The organism is Nostoc cf. commune SO-36 (genome assembly GCF_023734775.1).
GTDB classification, from domain to species: Bacteria; Cyanobacteriota; Cyanobacteriia; order Cyanobacteriales; family Nostocaceae; genus Nostoc; species Nostoc commune_A.
In genome coordinates this window covers 5233722-5256402 of sequence record NZ_AP025732.1, presented here as the reverse complement: position 1 = coordinate 5256402, position 22681 = coordinate 5233722, and the positions used below count along the sequence as shown (strand labels likewise).

The 22681-nt window shown below is 41.3% G+C and carries 18 protein-coding genes and 1 riboswitch; of the genes, 4 read left to right on the top strand and 14 right to left on the bottom strand.

Features of this window, described 5'->3' with window-relative positions; translation table 11 throughout:
* Positions 1-105 precede the first annotated feature (105 nt).
* On the top strand, positions 106-261 hold the full coding sequence (pirA, locus tag ANSO36C_RS23790) for an arginine synthesis PII-interacting regulator PirA (protein ID WP_251956516.1): 156 nt from the start codon (positions 106-108) through the stop codon (positions 259-261).
* Positions 262-374: 113 nt separating this feature from the next.
* Here pirA and ANSO36C_RS23785 read toward each other — a convergent pair whose 3' ends face one another.
* From ANSO36C_RS23785 to ANSO36C_RS23770, 4 genes are all read right to left on the bottom strand, one after another.
* Positions 375-1145: a Uma2 family endonuclease gene (locus ANSO36C_RS23785; RefSeq protein WP_251956515.1), complete on the bottom strand. Its 771-nt coding sequence runs from the start codon at positions 1143-1145 to the stop codon at positions 375-377.
* Positions 1146-1255: 110 nt separating this feature from the next.
* Positions 1256-1699: a GNAT family N-acetyltransferase gene (locus ANSO36C_RS23780; RefSeq protein WP_251956514.1), complete on the bottom strand. Its 444-nt coding sequence runs from the start codon at positions 1697-1699 to the stop codon at positions 1256-1258.
* Positions 1700-2046: 347 nt separating this feature from the next.
* Positions 2047-3834, bottom strand: a complete 1788-nt coding sequence (gene aspS / locus ANSO36C_RS23775) for an aspartate--tRNA ligase (protein ID WP_251956513.1) — start codon at positions 3832-3834, stop codon at positions 2047-2049.
* 169 nt (positions 3835-4003) lie between these two features.
* A complete protein-coding gene (locus ANSO36C_RS23770; protein WP_251956512.1) occupies positions 4004-4132 on the bottom strand; it encodes a type II toxin-antitoxin system HicA family toxin in 129 nt (42 codons plus the stop codon).
* A gap of 681 nt (positions 4133-4813) precedes the next feature.
* A riboswitch (Fluoride riboswitch) is annotated at positions 4814-4897 on the top strand.
* A 95-nt stretch (positions 4898-4992) separates the two neighbouring features.
* On the opposite strand from ANSO36C_RS23770, the gene ANSO36C_RS23765 reads away from it, so the two are divergent.
* Positions 4993-6354: a voltage-gated chloride channel family protein gene (locus ANSO36C_RS23765; RefSeq protein ID WP_251956511.1), complete on the top strand. Its 1362-nt coding sequence runs from the start codon at positions 4993-4995 to the stop codon at positions 6352-6354.
* Positions 6355-6552: 198 nt separating this feature from the next.
* On the opposite strand, the gene ANSO36C_RS23760 is transcribed toward ANSO36C_RS23765, so the two are convergent.
* The 4 genes from ANSO36C_RS23760 to ANSO36C_RS23745 all read right to left on the bottom strand — a co-directional run bounded on the left by ANSO36C_RS23760 (position 6553) and on the right by ANSO36C_RS23745 (position 11186).
* Positions 6553-7191, bottom strand: coding sequence for a Uma2 family endonuclease (locus ANSO36C_RS23760; RefSeq protein ID WP_251956510.1), 639 nt, complete (start codon positions 7189-7191; stop codon positions 6553-6555).
* A gap of 111 nt (positions 7192-7302) precedes the next feature.
* A complete protein-coding gene (locus ANSO36C_RS23755) occupies positions 7303-8538 on the bottom strand; it encodes an LL-diaminopimelate aminotransferase (RefSeq protein ID WP_251956509.1) in 1236 nt (411 codons plus the stop codon).
* 151 nt (positions 8539-8689) lie between these two features.
* Positions 8690-10045: an NAD(P)/FAD-dependent oxidoreductase gene (locus ANSO36C_RS23750; RefSeq protein ID WP_251956508.1), complete on the bottom strand. Its 1356-nt coding sequence runs from the start codon at positions 10043-10045 to the stop codon at positions 8690-8692.
* A 217-nt stretch (positions 10046-10262) separates the two neighbouring features.
* Complete coding sequence (locus ANSO36C_RS23745; RefSeq protein ID WP_251956507.1) at positions 10263-11186, bottom strand: DUF4349 domain-containing protein; 924 nt, start codon at positions 11184-11186, stop codon at positions 10263-10265.
* A gap of 326 nt (positions 11187-11512) precedes the next feature.
* Between ANSO36C_RS23745 and ilvC the strand changes: the two genes are divergently transcribed.
* Entirely contained in the window at positions 11513-12508 is a 996-nt protein-coding gene (gene ilvC / locus ANSO36C_RS23740) for a ketol-acid reductoisomerase (protein ID WP_069070300.1), read from the top strand.
* Positions 12509-12719: 211 nt separating this feature from the next.
* Here the strand turns inward: ilvC and ANSO36C_RS23735 are convergent, their stop codons facing one another.
* From ANSO36C_RS23735 to ANSO36C_RS23710, 6 genes are all read right to left on the bottom strand, one after another.
* A complete protein-coding gene (locus ANSO36C_RS23735; RefSeq protein WP_251956506.1) occupies positions 12720-13202 on the bottom strand; it encodes an SET domain-containing protein in 483 nt (160 codons plus the stop codon).
* Between the two features lie 88 nt (positions 13203-13290).
* Positions 13291-14172, bottom strand: a complete 882-nt coding sequence (locus tag ANSO36C_RS23730) for a DMT family transporter (RefSeq protein ID WP_251956505.1) — start codon at positions 14170-14172, stop codon at positions 13291-13293.
* Positions 14172-14312, bottom strand: coding sequence for a hypothetical protein (locus tag ANSO36C_RS23725; protein ID WP_251956504.1), 141 nt, complete (start codon positions 14310-14312; stop codon positions 14172-14174). The genes ANSO36C_RS23730 and ANSO36C_RS23725 overlap by 1 nt, the downstream gene beginning before the upstream one ends.
* Positions 14313-14703: 391 nt before the next feature.
* Entirely contained in the window at positions 14704-16041 is a 1338-nt protein-coding gene (ovoA, locus tag ANSO36C_RS23720) for a 5-histidylcysteine sulfoxide synthase (RefSeq protein WP_251956503.1), read from the bottom strand.
* Positions 16042-16388: 347 nt separating this feature from the next.
* On the bottom strand, positions 16389-18545 hold the full coding sequence (locus ANSO36C_RS23715; protein WP_251956502.1) for a polyribonucleotide nucleotidyltransferase: 2157 nt from the start codon (positions 18543-18545) through the stop codon (positions 16389-16391).
* A gap of 122 nt (positions 18546-18667) precedes the next feature.
* On the bottom strand, positions 18668-19231 hold the full coding sequence (locus ANSO36C_RS23710) for a GNAT family N-acetyltransferase (RefSeq protein ID WP_251956501.1): 564 nt from the start codon (positions 19229-19231) through the stop codon (positions 18668-18670).
* Between the two features lie 143 nt (positions 19232-19374).
* Between ANSO36C_RS23710 and ANSO36C_RS23705 the strand changes: the two genes are divergently transcribed.
* Positions 19375-22638 (top strand): DEAD/DEAH box helicase, encoded by a 3264-nt coding sequence (locus ANSO36C_RS23705; RefSeq protein WP_251956500.1) that lies wholly within the window; start codon positions 19375-19377, stop codon positions 22636-22638.
* Positions 22639-22681 lie beyond the last annotated feature (43 nt).

Below are 22681 nucleotides of genomic sequence, written 5' to 3'. Positions count from 1 at the left end.
TTTGACCAATTTATATAAAAAATAATTTTTCTGTAGCAACAGCTACAAAATATATGTTATGTTAGGGATACAAGATAAAACGAATAATTAAAGCAGGTAATCACTATGAGTCAAAATAGACTACAAAGTGTGAGCAAAGCACGAGAAGCTCACAGAGCAAATATTCAAAAAAGCCTAGAGCATCGCTTGCAAATAGCCAGAGCAAAAGGCGACGAAGAGCTGATTCGTCAGCTAGAAGCTGAGATGAGATATTCCAGCTAAATCAAGTTTTCATTGTTCATAGTTTTGTTGTTTAACCCGCTACGGCGGGTTTTTTTTGTTTTGAGGAGGTTTCCTGGCATTTGGCTCTGACAGCGTTTTTCAATTAATTGAACTCACACTTCTGGCTCAATACCCAAGGCTCGTAACTGTGCCGCCAAGTGTTCAGCTCGTTGCAGAGCAGTTTCTTTAGCTTCTCGCTCAAGTTCTGCTCGTAAACGTTCTTGTTCGGCTCGTAAGCGTTCTTGTTCGGCTCGTTCTGCACCAGTAGGAATTATATTCCCTGTCGCGTCACACCACCTCAGCCAAACATCCTGCTTCCCTTCATACGCACCTTCCCACAAACATAAACCTAGCTCAACTTCAGTCAGCCATTGCTCACTCATGGATATATATTGCCGCCCACGCAACTCGTACATCTGTAGAACTTCACCACCAAGTTGTCGAGTTGGATCAAAGATAATGTAGTACATTACCCGCATCCTGGCATACTCTAAGATTTTTCGTCCTGTTTCATTGCCTTCTTGATTTGAAACAATTTCAATCACCACCTCTGGCGGTTTACCAAAATCCCAGAAGAAATAAGAGCGATGCCGTCTTTCCCACCAGTTATCAGCTACTTGTACATCCAGGCTCAAAAATACATCAGGCACAATCGGCGGTTGTTTGTTACTGGGAAACAACCCCACATTGGCAGCCACGAGAAACCCTTGGGTATTACTAAGCCCGTTCCAAGAACTGTAAAGTGTTTCTGTCAGCAGCCGTTGTTGTTTTTCAGATGGCAGATTATCCAAGGGTTCATCGTCCTCTGTCACCAGATGACTAACATCTGGTAACACATCTTCTGGTAATAAGCCAGTGTCTGTCAAGATGATAGATTCACTCATAAGGAATTCTGAGGGTAGGAGCTTAATTCTATTGTGGCAGCAGCAATCCCCTTCATCCTACCAGTAGATTTTCTACACTTACTGTTGTCGTCGTAGTTGCTACTATGTCATTATTGCAACCGCAAAGCATAATGGTAAAACTCCTCATCCTGAACGTAACCTCGCGCTTCATAGAGTTTTTGTGCAGTTATGTTAGAAATTTGAGTTGCTAAAATTACTCTAACGGCTCCACTTTCTTTGGCGTATTCTTCTGCAACACTCATCAATAATTTTGCAATTCCCCTGCGGCGATGTGACTCTTCTACATACAAATCGTTCAATATCCATACTCGTTTCATCGACACTGAAGAGAAACTGGGATAAAGCTGAGTAAATCCGACTAATTCTCCATTGTCATTAGCTGCAAATACTACTGATTCTTTATTATTGAAACGTTCTTTAAGAAACTCTTTGGTAGCTTCAAGGTTTGATGCTTGATTGTAAAAAATACGATACCGATTAAATAGTACTGAAATACTTTCAAGATGATTAATATTAGCTAAGAAAACTTCCATTGAGTATCCTCTCAATTCAATGCAGTTTACACCTAATACTACTTGGTTAAGTGAAATAGAAGGTGAAATTAAAAAATATGTTCGTGTTTTTTTAACGAGAAAAGCAAGCTTTGATAATTGAACTTATTTTTTATTTTTGAGACTGTTGTACAAATCAACCCAGCGTTGTCGAAGAGAATCGATGTATGATTGCAAGTAATGGGTGGGCAATGCCCACCTTACTTAGACAATTTATTAGTTATAGCGGTTCCCATTCAGATGAAGTACAACATTATATAGCAAGGTGTAGGGGCACGGCAGTGCCGTGCCCCTACGAGTGTATCTTACTAGGCCGGGAAACGCTATAACTAAGATTTTGGTTTATAAGTCGAAGCAACGTGCAATTCTTTCAACTGTTTAGCATCTACACTTGAAGGCGCATCTGTTAACAAACAACGTGCTTGTTGTGTCTTTGGAAAAGCAATGACATCTCGAATAGATTCTTCTCCAGCTAGCAACATTACCAAACGATCTAAACCGTAGGCAATGCCACCGTGCGGTGGTGTACCATACTCAAATGCTTCTAAGAGAAAGCCAAATTTGCTTTGTGCTTCTTCAGGAGATAAACCAATGGCTTCAAACACTTGTTGTTGAATTTCTCGCTGATAAATCCGCAGACTTCCGCCGCCAACTTCTACGCCGTTGAGTACCAAGTCGTAAGCTTGAGCGCGTGCAGTCTTTAAATCGCTCAAATCATCAGGATGTGGTGCTGTAAAGGGGTGGTGCAGTGCTTCTAGGCGTTTTTCGTCAGCATTCCACTCGAACATGGGGAAATCTGTAATCCAGAGCAAGTTGATTTTTTCTGAATCAATTAAGTTAAATTCTTTAGCGATCGCTTGCCGTAATCTATCTAATGTTTTATTAACTGTAGCAGCTTCCCCTGCACCAAACAACAGCAAATGTCCAGCTTTAGCACCTGTACGGCGTAAAATTTCTTGTTTTTGTTCTTCGCTTAAGTTGTCTTTAATCGCGCCAATGGTGTCAATTTCGCCATCATCTCTGACGCGGATATAAGCTAAACCTTTAGCACCGGCTTCGCTGGCTTCTTTAAATAAATCACCACCTGGTTTAATGCGGACATTAGAAATTACATCGTTACCGTTGGGAATGGGTAGGATTTTGACGATACCACCATTGGTAACAGTGTCTCGAAAGACTTTGAAACCAGAGTCTTTGACAATATCTGAGACATCAACTAATTCCAAACCATAGCGGGTATCTGGTTTATCACTTCCGTAACGTTCCATCCCTTCAGCGTAAGTGAGACGAGGGAAAGGGCGCTGTAACTCAATACCTTTAACCGTCTTGAAGATATGACAAACTAAATTCTCGTTTAGTTCGATAATTTCTTCTTGAGACATGAAGCTCATTTCCATGTCCAACTGAGTGAATTCTGGTTGTCTGTCGGCGCGTAAGTCTTCGTCACGAAAGCAACGCGCAATCTGATAATATCTATCCAAACCGGATACCATCAGCAATTGTTTAAATAGCTGGGGTGATTGCGGCAAAGCATACCAGTCACCAGGATTGACGCGACTGGGTAAAACATAATCCCGCGCCCCTTCTGGGGTAGAACGGGTAAGTATTGGGGTTTCGACTTCGATAAAACCTTCCAAATCTTCTAGATAACGACGCATGGCTTTGACAATTTGATGACGCAATTGCAAATTTTGCGCCATGCGTTCGCGTCGCAAATCTAAATAACGATATTTCAGCCGCAAATCTTCCCGCACTGTTTCGGTGTCAGCTACGGAAACTTGGAAAGGTAACTGCTTGCGAACAGCATTGAGGAGTTTTATTTTATCGGCGTAGATTTCTACCTCGCCTGTTGGGATGCGGGTATTCAGAGATTCTTCGGGGCGTTGTGTTACCCTACCAGTGATTTCGACAACATATTCATTTCGTAGGGCGTTCGCATATTCGTAGGAATCGGGGGTGCGTTGTGGATCGCTGACGATTTGGACAATTCCAGAGCGATCGCGTAAATCTAAAAATATCACACCACCGTGATCGCGGCGACGGTCTACCCATCCGTAAAAGGTAACAGTTTCTCCAATATGTTCTTTTCGGAGTTCGCCGCAATAGTGAGTTCGCATAAGTCTTAGTTATTGTTTCCGGGCTAGAATGGCAAGAAAATGTCAAAGCTTTCCCATTATCTAGCATCAATAGTAATTGTAGTAGCTCTGGTGAAAGAAAAAATCAAATAATCTCAGACTATATATATAAAAGAATCAATGACACCAGAAGGGTAAGTTTTACCAATTTTTACAATAGTTCCCGGAATTCATCACGGCTGATTTGACAGTCACGGAGTATCTGTGCTAACAAACCAGAACCAATTATTTCACCAGAATGAACTGCAACAACAGTTCGACGACCATTACTGTGTATCAAAAAATGGTGACTGAAATTCTCTGATCATCTTGAGGTTGTTGTTTGGTGAGGTAATCTAATTTTAGAGTGGTTGAGTAGGTGCGATCGCAGGTTTTTACGATCCTCCTTTTCAAATTGCCGTCCAGTCATAAGTTGTAATGCTGGTAACTAAAATTACAACATTTCTTATTAATGTTGTAATCTTAAGGAGAAACATTGTAATGTTAATGACCAACGTTGTAATGTTAAGGAGAAACATTGTAATGTTGATGACCAGCCTTGTAATGTTAAGAAGAAACACTGTAAGGTTGATGACCAGCGTTGTAATCTTAAGAAGAAACATTGTAATGTTGATGACTAACGTTGTACTTCTGATAAGTACAGTTTAATTTTATTGTCCTCAAGAAGGGGCACTGCAAAAGGCGGCAGAAACGGCTATAAAGATTTTAAAAAGGACGATCGCTAGTTTACCCAGTGCCACAAAGTTAGATTTATATTTATAGATACCAAAAATACATCTATCTGTAGGAGTAAATTCTTTATCCAGGCAAATACCAGTTTGCTAGCTGGTAGATTATGGCAAACACTGGGAGCAGAGGCGACATTTATCGCTGAGAGCTTGTTTGCGTTGGCAGTTGTATTATTGTTAGTTTCTCAAAGAAACAAATATTGAAAAGCAAAAATGGTATCCTTGATTTAAATCAAATCAATGGCGATGGAGCTCGCCGAAACCGCCTTTTCAGTCCTAAAATTTATCACTGTAAGGCTGATGGCTCCTACTTTCTTCGCTGACTGCGGGAGAGTAGGGCTTGGCTAAATGCATTACCTGACTCACCTGTAGAAAGTATCTGTCTACAAATCGCACCTCAAGGAGTCATGGAATGCTAGCCAATGTATTGTGGATTTTACTTCGTAAATTTGAACCGTTTATTGCATTACCCCACCTAATTAAATGGTTGCCCATTTCCTTTGTGGTTGGCATTTTTGCTGGAACAGCTTCTGCGGCTCTTTTAGCATCATTAGAATGGGCAACTGATTGGCGAGAATCACATCGCTGGATTATCGCCTTGCTTCCCTTCGGTGGCTTTTTAAGTGGTTGGATTTATCATCAATTTGGTCGGACTGTAGAAGCTGGAAATAACCTTTTACTAGAAGAAATTCATAACCCTAAAAAGGTTATTCCCTTTCGTATGGCTCCTCTAGTTTTACTAGGAACAGACCTGACGCATTTATTTGGTGGTTCAGCCGGTCGTGAAGGTACAGCATTACAAATGGGTGCTTCTTTGGCAGACCAGCTAACTAAAATATTGCATTTTCAAGGGGCTAATCGGCGAATTGTCTTAACAGCAGGTATCAGTGGAGGATTTGCTTCAGTTTTCGGTACTCCCTTAGCTGGAACTGTATTTGGTTTGGAAGTTTTAACGATTGGTAAAATCCATTACGACGCTCTTTTTCCTTCTTTAATTGCTGCGATCGTTGGAAATCAAGTAACCTTACTATTGGGTTTACATCATACAGCATATCGACACGCTCCCTCTATACCGACGCTCACAATTTGGGGATTGATTTCTGCCATTATCGCAGGTGCAATTTTTGGAATTGTCGCAAGATTCTTTGCTAAATTAACTCACCAAATTAGCCACTTCTTTAAAGCAAAAATATTTTATCCTCCAATCCGTCCTTTGATAGGCGGTGCGATAATAGCAGCAATTGTGGGGTTGAGTGGTACGACTAAATACATTGGGCTTGGTATACCTACTATTGTTGATTCTTTCTATACTCAGCTACCTCCTTGGGATTTTGCTGCCAAATTGGGTATGACTGCTTTAACTTTAGGAGCAGGTTTTAAAGGTGGGGAAGTGACACCTTTGTTTTTTATTGGTGCGACTTTAGGTAATGCTTTATCGCTACTTTTAGCATTACCTGCACCACTCTTAGCAGGAATGGGATTTGTGGGTGTATTTGCGGGTGCAGCAAATACACCATTGGCATCTACCTTAATGGGAATTGAATTATTTGGTCTGGAATCGGGGCTATTTATTGGTATTGGCTGTATAGTGAGTTATTTATTTTCAGGTCATTCAGGAATTTACTCTGCACAACGTATTGGGTTGAGTAAATACTCTGCTGTAGATTTAGAAGAAGGGGTGACTTTGGCTAATTATGGACGAGCAAAAGTTGAGCCAAAAATTGATTTACCTGATGATGGGGAAGAAGAAAAAAGTGATTCTAGCACAACGTGAAGGCGATCGCAGATGCCAAAATTGTGGGTAAGTTAAGTCAAGGGTATACTGTACGATATTAGTACAGCGCGGCGGAAATAAACAACCCATTCCAAATCAACAAAACGCTTATGCTGTATTCGTTTTGACTTTTGACTTTTGATTTTTGACTTCCGCCTTGCGGTACTAGTATCCACAGCAGTGATGCGGTAGCAGTTACTAAATCATCGCTTCAAATTCTTCCAAAGCTTGAAAACTTCCTACTTGCCAACTACGTTCTACGGCAGCAGGGATAATCTGAGTAATAGCTATATCCTTAAAATTAGGACTGGTATTAGATTTTATATATTTTCCATCTCTTAACAAATAAATAGAAAGGTTTCCACTGTCGTAAACCCATAATTCTGGGACTCCAATGGCTTCATAAGCATCGAGAGTAGTTTTGGATGTGACATCAGTCTCAATCGCTAAATCTGGCGGCGGATCATCAGCTTGCAAGCGACGATGGCCAATCATTTGTTGATAATTTTGAATATAAAAGCAAGCATCAGGTTCAACTCCTGCTACACCTTGCCGTTTAAAGGTAGTAGAACCAAAAGGTTGGTATCTGATATCTTTAGCCTTCAACAATATTTTGACAATATCAGAAATTAAATCTTTAGGTATTTCATGTTCTGGTAAAGGAGCCATAATTTCTAAAACACTCTGGCTGTAGGCAATTCGTGTAGTTCTTTTTTCTCCCAATTCTTGTAAAATAGATTCAAATTCTTCCCAGCTAACATCTGGAATTGTCACTGTGCTACCAGGTGCTAACTGCATCTGGCTAACAGGTTTGAAAACAGGGATGGCAGCAGTCATAACCAGAATATGAGTAATCTGAGTTTAAATAATTATCTGTTAGGTTGCGGTGGATAATATAGCCCACCGTAACCTTTAGACTAATAGATTGAGTTTAACAAAAGCGATCGCTTACACTTTAAACTTCTCTGCAATCCGCTTCATTGCCTCTTCGACATTCTCCCGGCTGTTAAACGCTGAAATGCGGAAGTAACCTTCACCCGCAGCACCAAAGCCAGAACCGGGTGTTCCCACAACGTTCACGGTTTGCAACAATTTATCAAAGAATTCCCAACTGGATAAACCATTAGGCGTTTTCACCCAAACGTAAGGTGCATTCACGCCACCATAAACTGATAATCCGGCGGCTGTGAGTTTATCACGGATAATTTTGGCGTTTTCTAGATAGAAATTCACCAATCCTTTGATTTGTGCCTGTCCTTCTTCAGAGTAAACCGCTTCGGCTCCCCGTTGGACGATGTAAGAAACACCGTTGAATTTGGTAGACTGGCGACGATTCCAAAGTTTCCATAGTTCGACATCGGAACCATCGGCGGCTTTTGCTGTGAGTGTCTTCGGTACTACAGTTAAGGCGCAACGAGTTCCTGTAAAACCTGCGTTTTTGGAAAAAGACCGAAATTCGATCGCAACATCTCTTGCACCTTCAATTTCATAAATTGAGTGAGGAAGCGACGGATCGGTAATGTAAGCTTCGTAGGCTGCATCAAAGAAAATAATCGAGTTATTAGCTTTGGCATAGTCCACCCATGCTTTGAGGTATTCCTTAGTAGCAGTTGCGCCAGTGGGGTTATTGGGAAAGCAGAGATAAATTAAATCGACTTTCTTTGAGGGAATCTCTGCGGTGAAGTTGTTATCAGCCGTAATTGGTAGATAAACTAAACCCTCAAACTCGCCTTTATCGTTGGCATCTCCAGTATTTCCCACCATTACGTTAGTGTCTACATACACAGGGTAAACGGGGTCAGTAACGGCGATGATGTTGTCATGTCCAAAGATTTCCAGAATGTTGCCCGTGTCGCACTTGGAACCATCGGAGATAAAGATTTCGGATGCATCTATATCAGCTCCCCGTGCTTGGAAATCTTGAGTTGCAATTTTCTCCCGCAACCAAGCATAGCCTTGCTCTGGCCCGTAGCCTTTAAAGGTATTGCGATCGCCCATTTCTTCCACAGCTTTAATCATCGCTGTACGGCAAGCCTCTGGCAGAGGTTCGGTAACATCGCCAATGCCCAGCCGAATGATTTTAGCATCAGGATTCGCTTCTGCAAAGACATTCACCCGCCGAGCAATTTCTGGAAACAGATAACCCGCTTTCAGCTTCAGGTAGTTGTCGTTAATAGTTGCCATTATGTAGATTATGAAAAACGCCCTCAAATAGCTTACTGCTAATTTATGAGGGCGGGGAGTGGGGAGTGTAGAGTTAGGAGTTAGGAATTTGGAGTTATAAGAGTTCTTTCTCCCATGCCCAATGCCCCATACCCAATTCCCAATTCCCAATTTAGACATTTATCGGCTGTTTATTATCGGCTGAATAATTCTTGCGATCGCTAATTACAAACTCCGTGAGGGTTTCTTTTCCTGTAATTAATCTTGCTCCGCGATTCCGAGTGAAGTAGTTCCATGCCCACTGAATCATTACTACTAATTTGTTGTCAAATTCAATTAAGAAGTAGATGTGAATCACTAGCCAAAACAGCCATGCAACGAAACCTTTCAGCTTGATAAAGCCCAAATCTACCACAGCAGAATTGTGCCCAATCATTGCTAAACTACCATGATCGGTATAAGCAAAGGGTGGCAAATTTTTACCTGCAAGCCTGTTTTGGACTAATGCTGCTACATATTCACCTTCTTGCTTCGCTACAGGTGCAACACCGGGTAGGGGTTTACCATTTTGATGAGAAAAATTTGCTAAGTCGCCAACTACAAAAATATTGGGATGTCCCTTAATACTCAAGTCAGGTTCAACGATAATCCGTCCAGCGCGATCGCATTCAGCACCTGTGCGTTCTGCTAGCACTTTGCCCATTGCTGATGCTTTTACACCTGCTGCCCATAATACCGTTTTTGCGGCAATTTCTTTAACTTCATCGCCTTGTTTGAGGGTAACTACATCATCTTCAATATTTGTTACCAGTGTTTTTGTCTGCACAACCACCCCCAAGCGCGTCAGGGATGCTTCTGCTTCTTGTGATAACTCTGGTGCAAAGGGTGGCAAAATGCGATCCAGCCCTTCTAATAACAAAATCTTGGCTTCTGAGGTGTCGATGTTGCGGAAGTCTTCTTTGAGGGTTTGATTTGCTAATTCTGCGATCGCACCTGCTAACTCTACACCAGTAGGGCCACCACCCACAATTACAAAGGTTAACCAAGCACGGCGTTTTTCTGGATCAGTTTCTTTTTCTGCGGCTTCAAACGCTGAAAAAATCCGGCTACGCATTTCTATCGCATCTTCTACAGTTTTCAAGCCTGGGGCGAATTCTTCCCAGTTATCTTTGCCAAAGTAGGAATGCTTCGCACCTGTGGCAACAATTAACGTATCGTAAGCTATTGCTTCGTCGCCCACAATCACTTGTTTTGCTTCTGGATCAATATTATTCACCTCTCCCAACAGCACTTTCGTATTCTTGCTTTTGCTGAGGACAGAACGCAACGGTGAGGAGATATCCGCAGGAGACAGCGCACCTGTGGCGACTTGATATAGGAGAGGTTGGAATAGGTGAAAGTTACGTTTATCAATCAGAGTAACTTTTACTGCCGCCTTAGCGAGTGTTTTAGCTGCATAAAGTCCACCAAAGCCACCACCAACGATAACTACTTGATGGGGTGGATTATTGTCAAGTGAATTTACCATAAGAAATATTATCGTGTATGCCGACTATTTTAACTATTCTTAACAAATTTGTATCAAAATTGTCATCACATATTTTGTATTGGTGTTTACATTTGAAGAATGATTTAAGTAATCAGAACTTTTCAAGATGGATGCTCAAATAATAAGATTTGGCAATATTTGAATTACTTTTTGCTTATGTAAATTCATCAACCATAAATGTAGGATTTATGCAATCTCACTCAGAAGTAGTTGATTCTGGTGCTTGTGTTAAACGTGGTGAATGAGTTCGCCGCCAACGGTTAAAGCCATAAACAAGGGCAGCAAAAATTAACAAATAGGGACTATAAACAATTAACCAAATACCCAGCTTGAGTAAGCCAACGGAAAATGAACTAAGGGAGTGAGTAGATTTATTCCAAGTCTCCTGAACTTGCAAACCAAAGGCAGGTTGTGAACTGGTGCTAGAAACTGCTGCTTGTAAATTCAGCGTAATAGTGGAATAAGCAACTTGATTTTGTAGGCTTTTGAGTTGGGCATTAATTTGTTCTATGGTTTCTCGGACATTACTTAGTTCTTGGGCAACACTAAGCACATCTCTAATAGAACCAGCCCGATCCATAATTTTTTGCAAATTGGCTTCAGTCTTTTGCAAATTGGTTAGTCTGGCTTGGAAATCTACCAAGCGATCGCCTACATCTTCGGCAGTGATATTACGACTCTCGACAGTGCCCAATTTAGCTAGTTTTTCTAAGGTAGGTTCTAGCAAGTTCTCTGCTACCCGTAATTGTATTGTTGCTGTGTGACGCGGGTTGTCACTTTTGGGTTGTTGTTGTTTCAACCCGATTAAATCCCCTTGCTGTTGATTGATAATTTGCGAAACAGCATCAACAGTCTTATCTACAGAGTTGACAGTCAAAGAGATTGCTGCCTTTTTGATGAGTTGAGGACGAGAACGAACTATTGATGAAGCAGTTTCCGCCTTTTGGGAAATACTGTTTTCACGAGCAGTTAATTGATTTACCGCGCCATTGGCTGCAATTTGAGGTGCAGACTGATTTGTTGATCGATCCGAAGAGGCGCAACTGGTGAAAATCACCCCTCCCAATAACGCACTTATAAACAAAGCAGATGTGCGAGGCAATTTAATCGAAGTATACATAATCTACCCCCAGATAGATGAAGTTAACCCCAGTATTGCTGATGAAAAACTTAAAGCCTGTATTGTTGCAATTTATGTAACAGAATTTGTCATTTGTTATTAGACATCTCTGATAAAGACGTAGCAGTGCTACGTCTCTACAAGGGTTTCAGTGAACGCATAATTAATTTCATCAGATGTCTATTCTCCTTGTCCTCTCATCTCCCCATCTCCTGAGTTCAAAGGAATAAATTCAATGTCTCACAGTTAATCTGTGGTTACTCAATTTGAGGTACAATCGTAAGCCTGCCAATAAATGACAATGCTTGCTGACAGGAGATGCTTCTATGGCCCGGATGTATTATGACGAAGATGCCAATTTAGACCTTTTGGCTGGAAAAACTATTGCTATCATCGGCTATGGTTCTCAAGGTCATGCCCACGCTCTCAATCTCAAAGATAGTGGTTTGAATGTGATTGTGGGACTATATCCGGGTAGTAAGTCAGTAGCAAAAGCTGAAGCTGCTGGGTTAACTGTGAAGAATGTTGCAGACGCTGCCAATGCTGCTGACTTCATCATGATTTTGTTACCCGATGAAGTCCAAAAAACGATTTACAAAAACGAAATTGAACCCAATCTAGAAGAAGGGAATGTGTTAGCTTTTGCCCACGGTTTCAATATTCACTTTGGACAAGTTGTACCACCGGCTAACGTCGATGTGGTGATGGTAGCACCAAAAGGGCCAGGGCATTTGGTACGGCGGACTTATGAAGGTGGGGAAGGCGTACCAGCGCTGTTTGCAGTTTATCAAGATGCGAGTGGTCAGGCACGCGATCGCGCCATGTCTTATGCTAAAGGTATCGGTGGTACTCGCGCCGGTGTTCTTGAAACGACTTTCCGCGAAGAAACCGAAACCGATTTATTTGGCGAACAAGCCGTATTGTGCGGTGGTTTGAGTGCTTTAATCAAAGCCGGATTTGAAACTTTAGTAGAAGCTGGTTATCAACCAGAATTGGCTTATTTTGAATGTCTGCATGAAGTCAAGCTGATTGTTGACTTGGTTGTAGAAGGTGGTTTAGCCAAAATGCGCGACAGCATTTCTAACACAGCCGAATATGGCGATTATACCCGTGGCCCAAGAATTGTTACCGAACAAACCAAAGCTGAAATGCAAAAGATTCTCAGCGAAATTCAATCTGGACAATTTGCACGAGAATTCGTTCTAGAAAACCAAGCTGGTAAACCAGGATTTACCGCCATGCGTCGTAAAGAATCTGAACACAAAATTGAAGAAGTTGGTAAAGATTTACGCGCTATGTTTAGCTGGTTGAAAAAGGCTTAAGCAAAACAATAACATTAGACATCTCTAAAAAAAAAGAATTGTTTTGACGGGCGTTGCTGAATTAAAGTATGAATCTGGATGTAGAGACGTAGCACTGCTACGTCTCTACAAAGATTTTGGTATTATGCAAAATCATTTTTTGACTTAGCACTGCTACGTCAAAACAAGGGTTATGGTTACAGCATATTTAATTTCTGGAGATGTATAAACATCATTTGCTTTGAGTTTTGAGATAATCTGCAATGTACTCTCTGTAGCGATCGCGCAACATTTGTTCGCGGAATTTGAATCCTAATGTTTTCCCCCGACAAGATAGAGATCCGCACAAGCACCGGGAAACAGCAATTGATTCATATTCAGTGGTTTCGTAGTCCCAGGTAATCTCCTCATCTGCTTCGATATCACCCAAAGCAACAAAGTCATATCCTCCAAACTGGTTGTTTCTTACCCCAGTATTTGGGGAGCAAGAATGGTTAATGACGACAGCAGGCTCGTCTAGGTTGACATACAAATTAAAATCCATCTGAAAGGAATAAATTGTTCGTTCGGGAACTTCTTCAATTGGGATACCCACAACAACAGTTTCCCCTTGGGCAAATTTTTTGCTAGCAAAAACTCCTCGTCCTTTTGCTGTTTCCTGAATCGTGATATGAGAATTGAGTTTGACAGCTGAAATCGACTCTATTGTAGTCATAGATAAAGATCCATTGGATTTAAATTTCTTGCAGCTTCCAAGTTTTAAACTTGGCTTAGTTAGATTTCACTTTCGAGCTAAGAGTCCGTTAACTACTCTGTACCTCAACTTTTGCTTCCGGCTCAATCTTTTGAGAGCTTTGACTTAGAACCAGAGCAACTAAGACAAGAATCGCGCCAATTAGACCGCGTATTCCCAGATGTTCGCCAAGTAGCCAAAACGAGAAAATTGTGGCGAACAATGGCTCAAGTGTAAAAAGTAAAGCAGCTTCGTCAGATGAAACCCATTGCTGTGCCATTGTTTGAAGCCAGATAACAGCAGCAGTCGCCAACAGCCCTAAGTAAAAAATCGCTCCCCAGTGCTGGCGAATTACCTCAAATTGGTTAAAGATTTGTGTGTTACTCCAGAGTACCCCTATCGTTGCAATGAACAAAAGTTGAACACTAGTGAGCGTTAAAGTGGGGTGACGAGAGGCGACTCGCTCTAGGAAAAGTATGTAGCCTGCATAGACAAAAGCATCCACGAACATCAATAAATCGCCAATAGCTAGTTCTCCCCCTTCCCAAAACATCACACCAATACCAATCACAGCTACTCCAGCAGCTAGGAAAGTTTTCAAAGGTACGCGCTGACCACTCAGCCATCCCAGCAGAGGGACGATGAGGGCGTTCAAACTGCCAATGAATGCCGCCCGGTTCGCTGGTATAGTCTTGAGTGCAATTGTTTCTATAGCTAAGAAAAAGAAAAGCAAAAGCCCTAGTAATATACCATCACGGACTAAAAGTGCATTAAGATTACGTAAATTTAAGGTAAAAACCCCTGCTGCTATGACAAAACGGCTGGCAATCAATGTACTTGGCGAAAGGTCAGTAACGATGTCTTTAGTTAATGGAAAAGTTGTAGCGCTAATTACATTAACAAGGATGAGCAGCATTATTCCTTTTAAATGCAAAGTATTTTTATTTTCCATTAAACTAATTGATTGAATAATGTTTCTTTACATCCATTGAGAAGGCGATCGCCTAAAGAATATTGGTTTTGTTGCGTCCAGTTAGTGCCTTCAGTATCTAGGATTTTTAGTTGAGGAAGTTTTACTAATCCAATTTTCATAATTTCATGTCTTTTTCCAGATTGTAATTAAAAGGTAAAGCAAGTTCGCATAATCCAATCTAAATTGGATTATTGGCTGTGTTATGTTCGGGATTTATAATCACTAAAAATCCTGGAGTAACAAAAATTCTATCATTAAAGTAGTAGTGCTAAACTGACAGTTTTCAATGAAAGCTGTATTTTTTTATAAACCCTCTATAGTATCATTAATAATGTACAGCTATTTAGCAAATTCTTCTTGGAATCTTTAGAAAACCGCTAACTATTCTTGAATAGCAAATTTATTGCTCAGGCTGTAAATTGAACAATTAGATAAAATTTGATATCAGAATATAAATTAAAAATTTTTGCATCTCTGCAAATTTGTAGTATGTGACTAAAGCATACTCTGTTAATCTTTCATATCTTGAACAATCCGAAAACCAGCGTGCTGATAAAAATTGGGACGAAACCAATTGCGGTAATATTTTAAAGCTTCTGTACCATTAGTTATCCAGCATCCTCCTAACATCATCTGATGTTTATCATCAAAAAAGATGGCAGAATTATCTTCATAAAGATAATGAGGTTTATACCCTGTCAGAGGGTTTAAGTTATCACTCAACCATTCCCAAACATTTCCACGCAAATCGTACAATCCAGAATAACTTTTGGCTGTTTTTAACATCCCAACTGGACTAGGTGAGCCAAATTTGAAATTGAGATTGTAATTTTCTACATCATCTAATAAACTATTACCGTAAGTTGCTAAATGGTATTCTGATTCGCTCATTAAGCGAGTATCTTTTACTTGCCAACGACAATAAGCCATTGCTTCATAATGATTGACTTCTACAGGCCAATCTAAAGGTAAATCTATTTCATCAAACATAGCTCGATATTTATAGCTACCATTTTCATGTAACCAAAATTTGGGACATTGAATGTTGTATCGAGTTTTCCAATTCCAAGATTCTTCCTCCCAATTTCCTTGATTTTCGTAGCCGCCAGCTTTCATAAAATAAAGAAAATCGGCATTAGTTATCAGATATTTACTGGCGAAAAAGGGTGCAACTTCAACAGTGCGATCGCCATAATCAATATCCCATCCATAAGTCGAATCATCAAAGCTTTTTCCGAGTTTTACTACCCCACCAGCAACTTCTATCATCTCGTTCTCAGGAGTGTAACCATTAAAAGGGGCATATTGCCAGTTTTGGGGACGTTTCACTCTCTCAATCGGCAGTTGGCGAATTAACATCGAAGAAGTTTCAATATGAATACGCTGGTGTTCAATCCCCATGATTAAAGCCCAAAGGGGATGAGTGGGATGAATTGGCAGAGTAATTGGGGTAATTTGAATTAGTTCAGAAATTACAGAATACGCTTGTTTTCGATACTCCCAAGCCTGGGCAACTTGCGGCCATTCTAGATGAGCGATCGCTTCATTCAACTCTTCTGGTATTTCTGGATCAACGCCAATTTCAAATAGGATTTCATAGTCAGAATTGAGGCGTTTTTCTAATAATCCTACCTGAATTAATTTATTGATGTAGAATACAGCCGAATGTCCTAGATAAAAAATTAGTGGATTTCTCAACGGGTCGGGATTTATATAAAATGTATCTTCCCCCACCAGACTTTTCAACAACATATCTTCCAGTTGCCAAGCATTCTCAAAGTAATCGAGGATAGCTTGGTTAGTGCAACTATCAAGTTTTGGCGGATAAGTAGAGTGAAAATTGTTCATGGTGTTACTTAAATTGACATTTACAACAATCTACAAAATGAAGATTTATCTCTAAGTAATTCTAGTTTTATCTAATTCGTATTTAGCCATAACAAATGGATCAAAGCTGTAGGAAAAATTCATTAACTGCCCTTACTTGGCATAATTAAACATAAAATAAAATCCTAGTTTGTAGTGAGTAATTCATCGCTCAAAACAAGGATTATCAAAACTAAAGTTTTATTAATTATATTTCAATTGCTGTTTGTGATAAATGTCGTGCAATTAATTAGAGAAGCATACGGCGATGCCTTCACGATAGGCATCGCGGATTTTAGATTTAATCTAATCTAAAATCCCAAATCGAGTTACCGATTCACCGCCGCAGCTTCCCTTGCTGCTGTTGCTTGATCTGGGTGGATACCCAAGCGGGTAAGATTAATCCGACCTTTGTTATCAATTTCGCGCACTTTGATAATCACTTCGTCGCCCACTGCGACTTCATCCTCAACTTTGCCAACTCGGTAGTCAGCTAGTTGTGAAATGTGGATCATCCCCTCTTTCCCAGGCAGAAATTCCACAAATGCACCTATCGGTATAATCCGAGTAATGCGTCCGGCGTAGACATCCCCTTCGTGCAGCTTGCGGGTCATGCCTTGGATAATATTTCTGGCTCTCTTCGCCTTGTTCTCATCCACAGCAGAAATTGTCACGGTGCCATCATCTTCGATGTCAATTTTTGCACCAGTTTCCTCTGTAATTCCCTTAATCGTCTTGCCTCCAGGCCCGATAACCAGACCAATCATGTCTGAATCAATCTTGATTGTTAACAGACGTGGGGCATAAGGTGAGGTTTCAATCCTCGGCGTGTCAATGCAGGCGAGCATTTTCTCCAGAATGTGCAACCGGGCTGCTTTGGCTTGGTGAACGGCTTGGGAAATAACCTCCAATGACAAACCGGAGATTTTCATATCCATTTGCAAGGCGGTTATCCCGGTATCCGTCCCGGCAACTTTGAAGTCCATGTCGCCCAAAAAGTCTTCAATCCCCTGAATATCGGTGAGGATTCGCACTTCGTCCCCATCCTTAATCAGACCCATTGCTGCACCACTAACGGGTTTGAGAATTGGTACACCAGCATCCATCAGGGCGAGGGTGGAACCGCAGACTGAACCCATTGAGGTGGAACCGTTGGAGGAAAGTACTTCCGATACAATCCGAATCACGTAGGGAAAATCTTCCTTTGACGGTAGCACAGGTAATAGCGCTCGTTCTGCTAATGCCCCGTGACCAATTTCGCGCCTTCCTGGAGAACGCATTGGCTTGGTTTCTCCGACTGAGAACGGCGGGAAGTTGTAATGATGCAGGTAACGCTTGTGCTGATCTAGCTGCATATCATCGTTGAGGTTTTGGGCATCTCCCGGTGTACCCAGGGTACAAGCCGATAATACCTGAGTTAGTTCTCGGTTAAATAAACCACTGCCGTGGACTCGCTTTGGTAAGACACCAACTAAACAAGAAACGGGACGCACTTGATCGAGTTTACGACCATCAACACGGACGTTATCTTCGATGATTTGCCGCCGCATGAAGTGTTTGGTAATATCTTTAAAAGTGTTACCAAGTGCCTTCTTATTCGCAGTTGCGGCAACTCGAATTGGGTCTTCTTCTGGCAGTTCGGTAATCGTCGCGGCTATTTCATCCTTGACGACATCTAAAGCGGCATCGCGTTCGGGTTTGGTGAAACTAAATTGAGCCAAGATTTTCTTAATCTCACCGCTAGCGCGATCGCGGATATAATTTTCCAGAGTCTGGTCTACCTCTGCTGGTGCTTCTTGCACTATTACCAAACCCAGTTCTGCGATTAAATCTTGCTGTGCTTTGATTAAGTCCCGCACTGCTTCATAGCCAAAATCAATCGCCTCGATAATATCTCGCTCTGGCAACTGATTGGCTCCCGCCTCCACCATGATTACGCCGTATGGTGAACCAGCTACTACCAGATCCAAGTCTCCAGCTTCAGTTTCTGCATAAGTGGGGTTAATAATGAAATCATCTCCCACTAAACCAACGCGAACTGCTGCCATTGGCCCATTAAAAGGAATTTGGGCAATCAGGGTAGCAATGGAAGCGCCTGTAACTGCTAACACATCGGGTGGAACTAACTCATCCATCGACAGCGTTAAGGCAATAATTTGCAGGTCATCCCGTAGCCATGAAGGGAACAGGGGACGCATGGGGCGGTCTATAAGACGGCTGGTGAGAATTGTTTTTTCTGGTGGACGACCTTCTCGGCGCATGATCCCTCCGGGAATCCTACCAGCGGCATATAGCCTTTCTTCGTAATCTACTGTAAGTGGAAGAAAATCAATGCCTTCTCTGGCCTGTGATCGCGTAGCCGTCACTAAAACGGATGTATCCCCTGATTCTATCAAAACCGACCCACCAGCCTGGGGAGCTAGTAAGCCTACTTTCAGTCGAATATCCCTTCCATCGAAGGATATTGACTTATCAACTTCTGCCATTCAGTTTTTTTTCCTTCTCTTTCGCTATCTCTTTCTGTGGCAATCCTAACATTTATGCACTATGACTGACTTCTAGTACATAGAAAGATAACTGATGACTGTTGACTGATGACTGTTAACCGTCAACCGTCAACAGTAGACATCTCCAAAGTGCGATACATCATCAGCGCATCTACAACTTGTTCATCCCCCAGCTTCGCCGCATACGGGATTCGCCCAATAATCTCAAATCCTAGCGATTGCCAAAGGGTAATTGAAGGTATATTAGTTTCAAAGATCAAATTGAACATTACTGCTTCGTAGCCCAAGTTTGCTGCTATCAAGAGCATAGCTTCCCCCATGAACCGCCCGATTCCCTGACCGCGTAACTCAGGTTGTACAATAAAACCAGCGTTGCAAATATGGCAACACCGACCGGGGAAGTTTGGTTTTAGATAAAACGCCCCTAATATTTTTTTTGGCTTATGTGTAGCGTCCTGAACAAATGACCTAACAACAAAGGCATCCTTACTCAACCAGTAAGCTGTAAATTCTGCCTGAGATAGAGGTTGCTTGTGGGGATAAGTTTTACCTTCAACAATTACAACATTGAGTAATGCTCTTACAACCTCCTGTTCTTGAGGATGCATATAATCTAGTTCCACTAATATTCCATTTTTTAAAGCTTTAATTAGAGGAAAATTCATTATCAATAATGTTTATATGAAATCTTTACTTAAATGTTTATTATATGCAAAATTTAATTAGAAAATCTTCTTGATAAGATGTAAAAAATAAAATAACTGCGGTTTTAATTCTTGAGTTTTGGAAAAATATAAGTAGTTAGCAAATGGCGATTTTACACTGTAATTGGTTACTAAAAAGTCAAAATGGTTGTTTATTTCTTTGGGGGGAAACTTGGCGATCGCTACGAGGTAATTTTGAGCCGAATGGATCTGGAGATATACCCCTACATCCATTGGCAATGACATCAGTTGAGTTGAGTGAGTGGTTGGTTTCCCAGAACATGGCGATTACCAACTTCATCCAGAAACCTCAAGTTGCGTTCGCAACTACTGGACGAACACGTAAACCCGTCAGTACGACTGAGATAAAATTACCAACGCATTCGCAAATAATTGCCCTACCAACTCATATCTCTGAAAATAATGTAGAAGGAACATCTGCAATTTTCCCCGTCCATTCTGCCAGCTTGGGACTAGAAACAGACTCCCCACAATATTTGCAACCGTGGCGAGTTGAAGGTTTTTGTCTTAACCCTAGCGAAGCAGTAAAATTTCTTGCTGCTATTCCTTTAAATGCTGCAAAAGGTGAAGATGCCTTTTTAGGAGGAGATTTACGTTTTTGGTCGCAAGTTGCCCGATGGAGTTTAGATTTAATCTCACGTTGTAAGTTTTTACCAACAATTGACCGACAATCAGACGGTGCATTTGCTGCTAGATGGCAAGTACTTCTAGACAGCGCTGTAGATGGAACTCGGCTAGAAAAATTTTCTGCGGATATGCCGTTGGTTTGTCGCACGTATCAGGAGGGACTGGGGACTGGAGAGGAGTTTTCTCAATCGCCGTTCTGCGTGGACTTTCCGATTGAACCTCAAGAATTACTTTTAGGATTTCTCAACAGTACGATAGATGCCCAAGTGCGAGAAATGGTAAGTTCTCAACCTCCAATTGAAGCTAAAGCGATGTCTACGACGGGCAGTGCCTACGCATCTTTACCATCTGCGATGCGACAGTGGTTGCTAAGTTTAACTAGTTCATCTTATGCAGTCAATGCAGATGCAAATGAAATAGAACGATTAGAAGCGGCACTAAAGGCTTGGACTATGCCGCTACAATACCAATTAACTATTAAAACTCTATTTCGTACCTGTTTTCAACTGCGTTCTCCAGAGTCAGGCGAAACAGATTGGACATTGGCGTATTTTCTGCAAGCGGCTGATGATCCTGAGTTTGTGGTGGATGCAGCAACTATTTGGAACAATCCAGTTGAAAGATTGGTTTATGAAAATCGGACAATTGAGCAACCACAGGAAACCTTTTTGCGAGGTTTGGGGGTAGCTTCTCGATTGTATCCTGCGATCGCACCCAGTTTTGAAACCGAATATCCCCAATTTTCTCGGATCACCCCTATGCAAGCTTATGAGTTTATCAAAGCTGTAGCTTGGCGGTTGGAAGACAGTGGTTTGGGAGTAATTTTGCCTCCCAGTTTAGCGAACCGTGAAGGATGGGCAAATCGTTTGGGTTTGAAAATTTCAGCCGAAACCCCAAAGAAAAAGCAAGGACGTTTAGGATTGCAAAGTCTACTAAATTTCCAATGGCAATTGGCAATTGGTGGACAAACTATTTCTAAAGCTGAATTTGATAAACTTGTGGCTTTAAATAGTCCGCTAGTAGAAATTAACGGCGAGTGGGTGGAATTGCGACCCCAAGATATCAAAACAGCCCAAACTTTTTTTACCACTCGCAAAGATCAAATGGCGCTTTCTTTGGAAGATGCCTTGCGTTTTAGTACAGGAGATACCCAGGTAATTGAAAAATTACCAGTGGTTAGCTTTGAGGCATCTGGGGCGTTGCAAGAGTTAATTGGGGCGTTAAACAATAATCAAGCGATCGCACCTTTACCGACACCAGCAGGCTTTAAAGGACAGTTGCGACCTTATCAAGAACGTGGTGCTGCTTGGCTATCCTTCTTAGAACGTTGGGGTTTAGGCGCGTGTCTCGCAGACGACATGGGACTCGGTAAAACCGTGCAGTTTATTGCTTTTTTGCTACATCTTAAAGAACAGTATACACTAGAAAATCCAACATTGCTAGTTTGTCCAACTTCTGTTTTAGGTAACTGGGAAAGGGAAGTTAATAAATTTGCACCAAGCCTGAAAATTTTGCAATATCACGGTGACAAACGTCCAAAAGGAAAAGCTTTTTTAGAAGCAGTGAAAAAGCACGATTTAATTGTTACCAGCTATTCACTTCTTCATCGAGATATCAAGTCATTGCAAAGTGTCTCTTGGCAGATAATTGTTTTAGATGAAGCCCAGAATGTGAAAAATCCAGATGCGAAGCAGTCAAAAGCAGTCCGGGAATTAGAAGCAGCATTTCGCATTGCATTGACGGGGACACCAGTAGAAAATAGACTGCAAGAACTCTGGTCTATTTTGGATTTCCTCAATCCTGGCTATTTAGGCAATAAGCAATTTTTCCAGCGTCGGTTTGCCATGCCAATTGAAAAGTATGGCGATACGGCTTCTTTGACTCAATTACGTTCATTAGTGCAACCATTTATACTGCGGCGATTGAAAAGCGATCGCGACATCATTCAAGACTTACCAGATAAGCAAGAAATGACCGTATTTTGCGGTCTGACTGGTGAACAAGCTGCACTTTATCAACAAGTTGTAGAACAATCTTTAGTAGAGATAGAATCTGCGGAAGGATTGCAACGGCGGGGGATGATTTTGGGTTTACTAATTAAACTCAAACAAATCTGCAATCACCCAGCCCAATATTTGAAACAAGCGACATTAGATCAACATAATTCAGCCAAACTTCTGCGGCTAGAAGAAATGTTAGAAGAAGTTTTAGCAGAAGGCGACAGAGCTTTAATTTTCACACAATTTGCTGAATGGGGTAAGTTACTTAAACCCTATTTAGAAAAACAGCTTGGGCGAGAAATATTCTTTTTATATGGCAGCACCAGCAAAAAACAACGTGAGGAAATGATCGACCGTTTCCAACACGATCCTCAAGGGCCACCGATTATGATTCTTTCTCTGAAAGCGGGTGGAGTAGGACTGAATTTAACACGAGCAAATCATGTATTCCACTTTGATAGATGGTGGAATCCAGCCGTGGAAAATCAAGCCACAGATAGAGTATTTCGGATTGGTCAAACCCGGAATGTGCAAGTACATAAATTTGTCTGCACTGGCACTTTAGAAGAAAAAATTCATGACATGATTGAAAGTAAAAAACAACTGGCTGAACAAGTAGTGGGTGCTGGTGAAGAATGGTTGACTGAATTAGATACAGACCAACTTCGCAACTTACTAATACTCGATCGCAGTGCAGTAATTGACGATGATGCAGAATAAGTTTGTAGTAAAGGCTTTAGTTCTTGAATTTAGGGTTAGAGCC

Excerpts from the sequence above, each read along its gene's own strand:
- ANSO36C_RS23785 (WP_251956515.1), bottom strand. The coding sequence starts at position 1,145 with ATGAGTGAATCTATCATCTTGACAGACACTGGCTTATTACCAGAAGAT.
- ANSO36C_RS23730 (WP_251956505.1), bottom strand. The coding sequence starts at position 14,172 with ATGGAAAATAAAAATACTTTGCATTTAAAAGGAATAATGCTGCTCATC.
- ANSO36C_RS23710 (WP_251956501.1), bottom strand. The coding sequence starts at position 19,231 with ATGAATTTTCCTCTAATTAAAGCTTTAAAAAATGGAATATTAGTGGAA.
- ovoA (WP_251956503.1), bottom strand. The coding sequence starts at position 16,041 with ATGAACAATTTTCACTCTACTTATCCGCCAAAACTTGATAGTTGCACT.
- ilvC (WP_069070300.1), top strand. The coding sequence starts at position 11,513 with ATGGCCCGGATGTATTATGACGAAGATGCCAATTTAGACCTTTTGGCT.
- ANSO36C_RS23760 (WP_251956510.1), bottom strand. The coding sequence starts at position 7,191 with ATGACTGCTGCCATCCCTGTTTTCAAACCTGTTAGCCAGATGCAGTTA.
- ANSO36C_RS23725 (WP_251956504.1), bottom strand. The coding sequence starts at position 14,312 with ATGAAAATTGGATTAGTAAAACTTCCTCAACTAAAAATCCTAGATACT.
- pirA (WP_251956516.1), top strand. The coding sequence starts at position 106 with ATGAGTCAAAATAGACTACAAAGTGTGAGCAAAGCACGAGAAGCTCAC.
- ANSO36C_RS23765 (WP_251956511.1), top strand. The coding sequence starts at position 4,993 with ATGCTAGCCAATGTATTGTGGATTTTACTTCGTAAATTTGAACCGTTT.
- ANSO36C_RS23750 (WP_251956508.1), bottom strand. The coding sequence starts at position 10,045 with ATGGTAAATTCACTTGACAATAATCCACCCCATCAAGTAGTTATCGTT.
- ANSO36C_RS23755 (WP_251956509.1), bottom strand. The coding sequence starts at position 8,538 with ATGGCAACTATTAACGACAACTACCTGAAGCTGAAAGCGGGTTATCTG.
- ANSO36C_RS23745 (WP_251956507.1), bottom strand. The coding sequence starts at position 11,186 with ATGTATACTTCGATTAAATTGCCTCGCACATCTGCTTTGTTTATAAGT.
- ANSO36C_RS23705 (WP_251956500.1), top strand. The coding sequence starts at position 19,375 with ATGGCGATTTTACACTGTAATTGGTTACTAAAAAGTCAAAATGGTTGT.
- aspS (WP_251956513.1), bottom strand. The coding sequence starts at position 3,834 with ATGCGAACTCACTATTGCGGCGAACTCCGAAAAGAACATATTGGAGAA.
- ANSO36C_RS23735 (WP_251956506.1), bottom strand. The coding sequence starts at position 13,202 with ATGACTACAATAGAGTCGATTTCAGCTGTCAAACTCAATTCTCATATC.
- ANSO36C_RS23715 (WP_251956502.1), bottom strand. The coding sequence starts at position 18,545 with ATGGCAGAAGTTGATAAGTCAATATCCTTCGATGGAAGGGATATTCGA.
- ANSO36C_RS23780 (WP_251956514.1), bottom strand. The coding sequence starts at position 1,699 with ATGGAAGTTTTCTTAGCTAATATTAATCATCTTGAAAGTATTTCAGTA.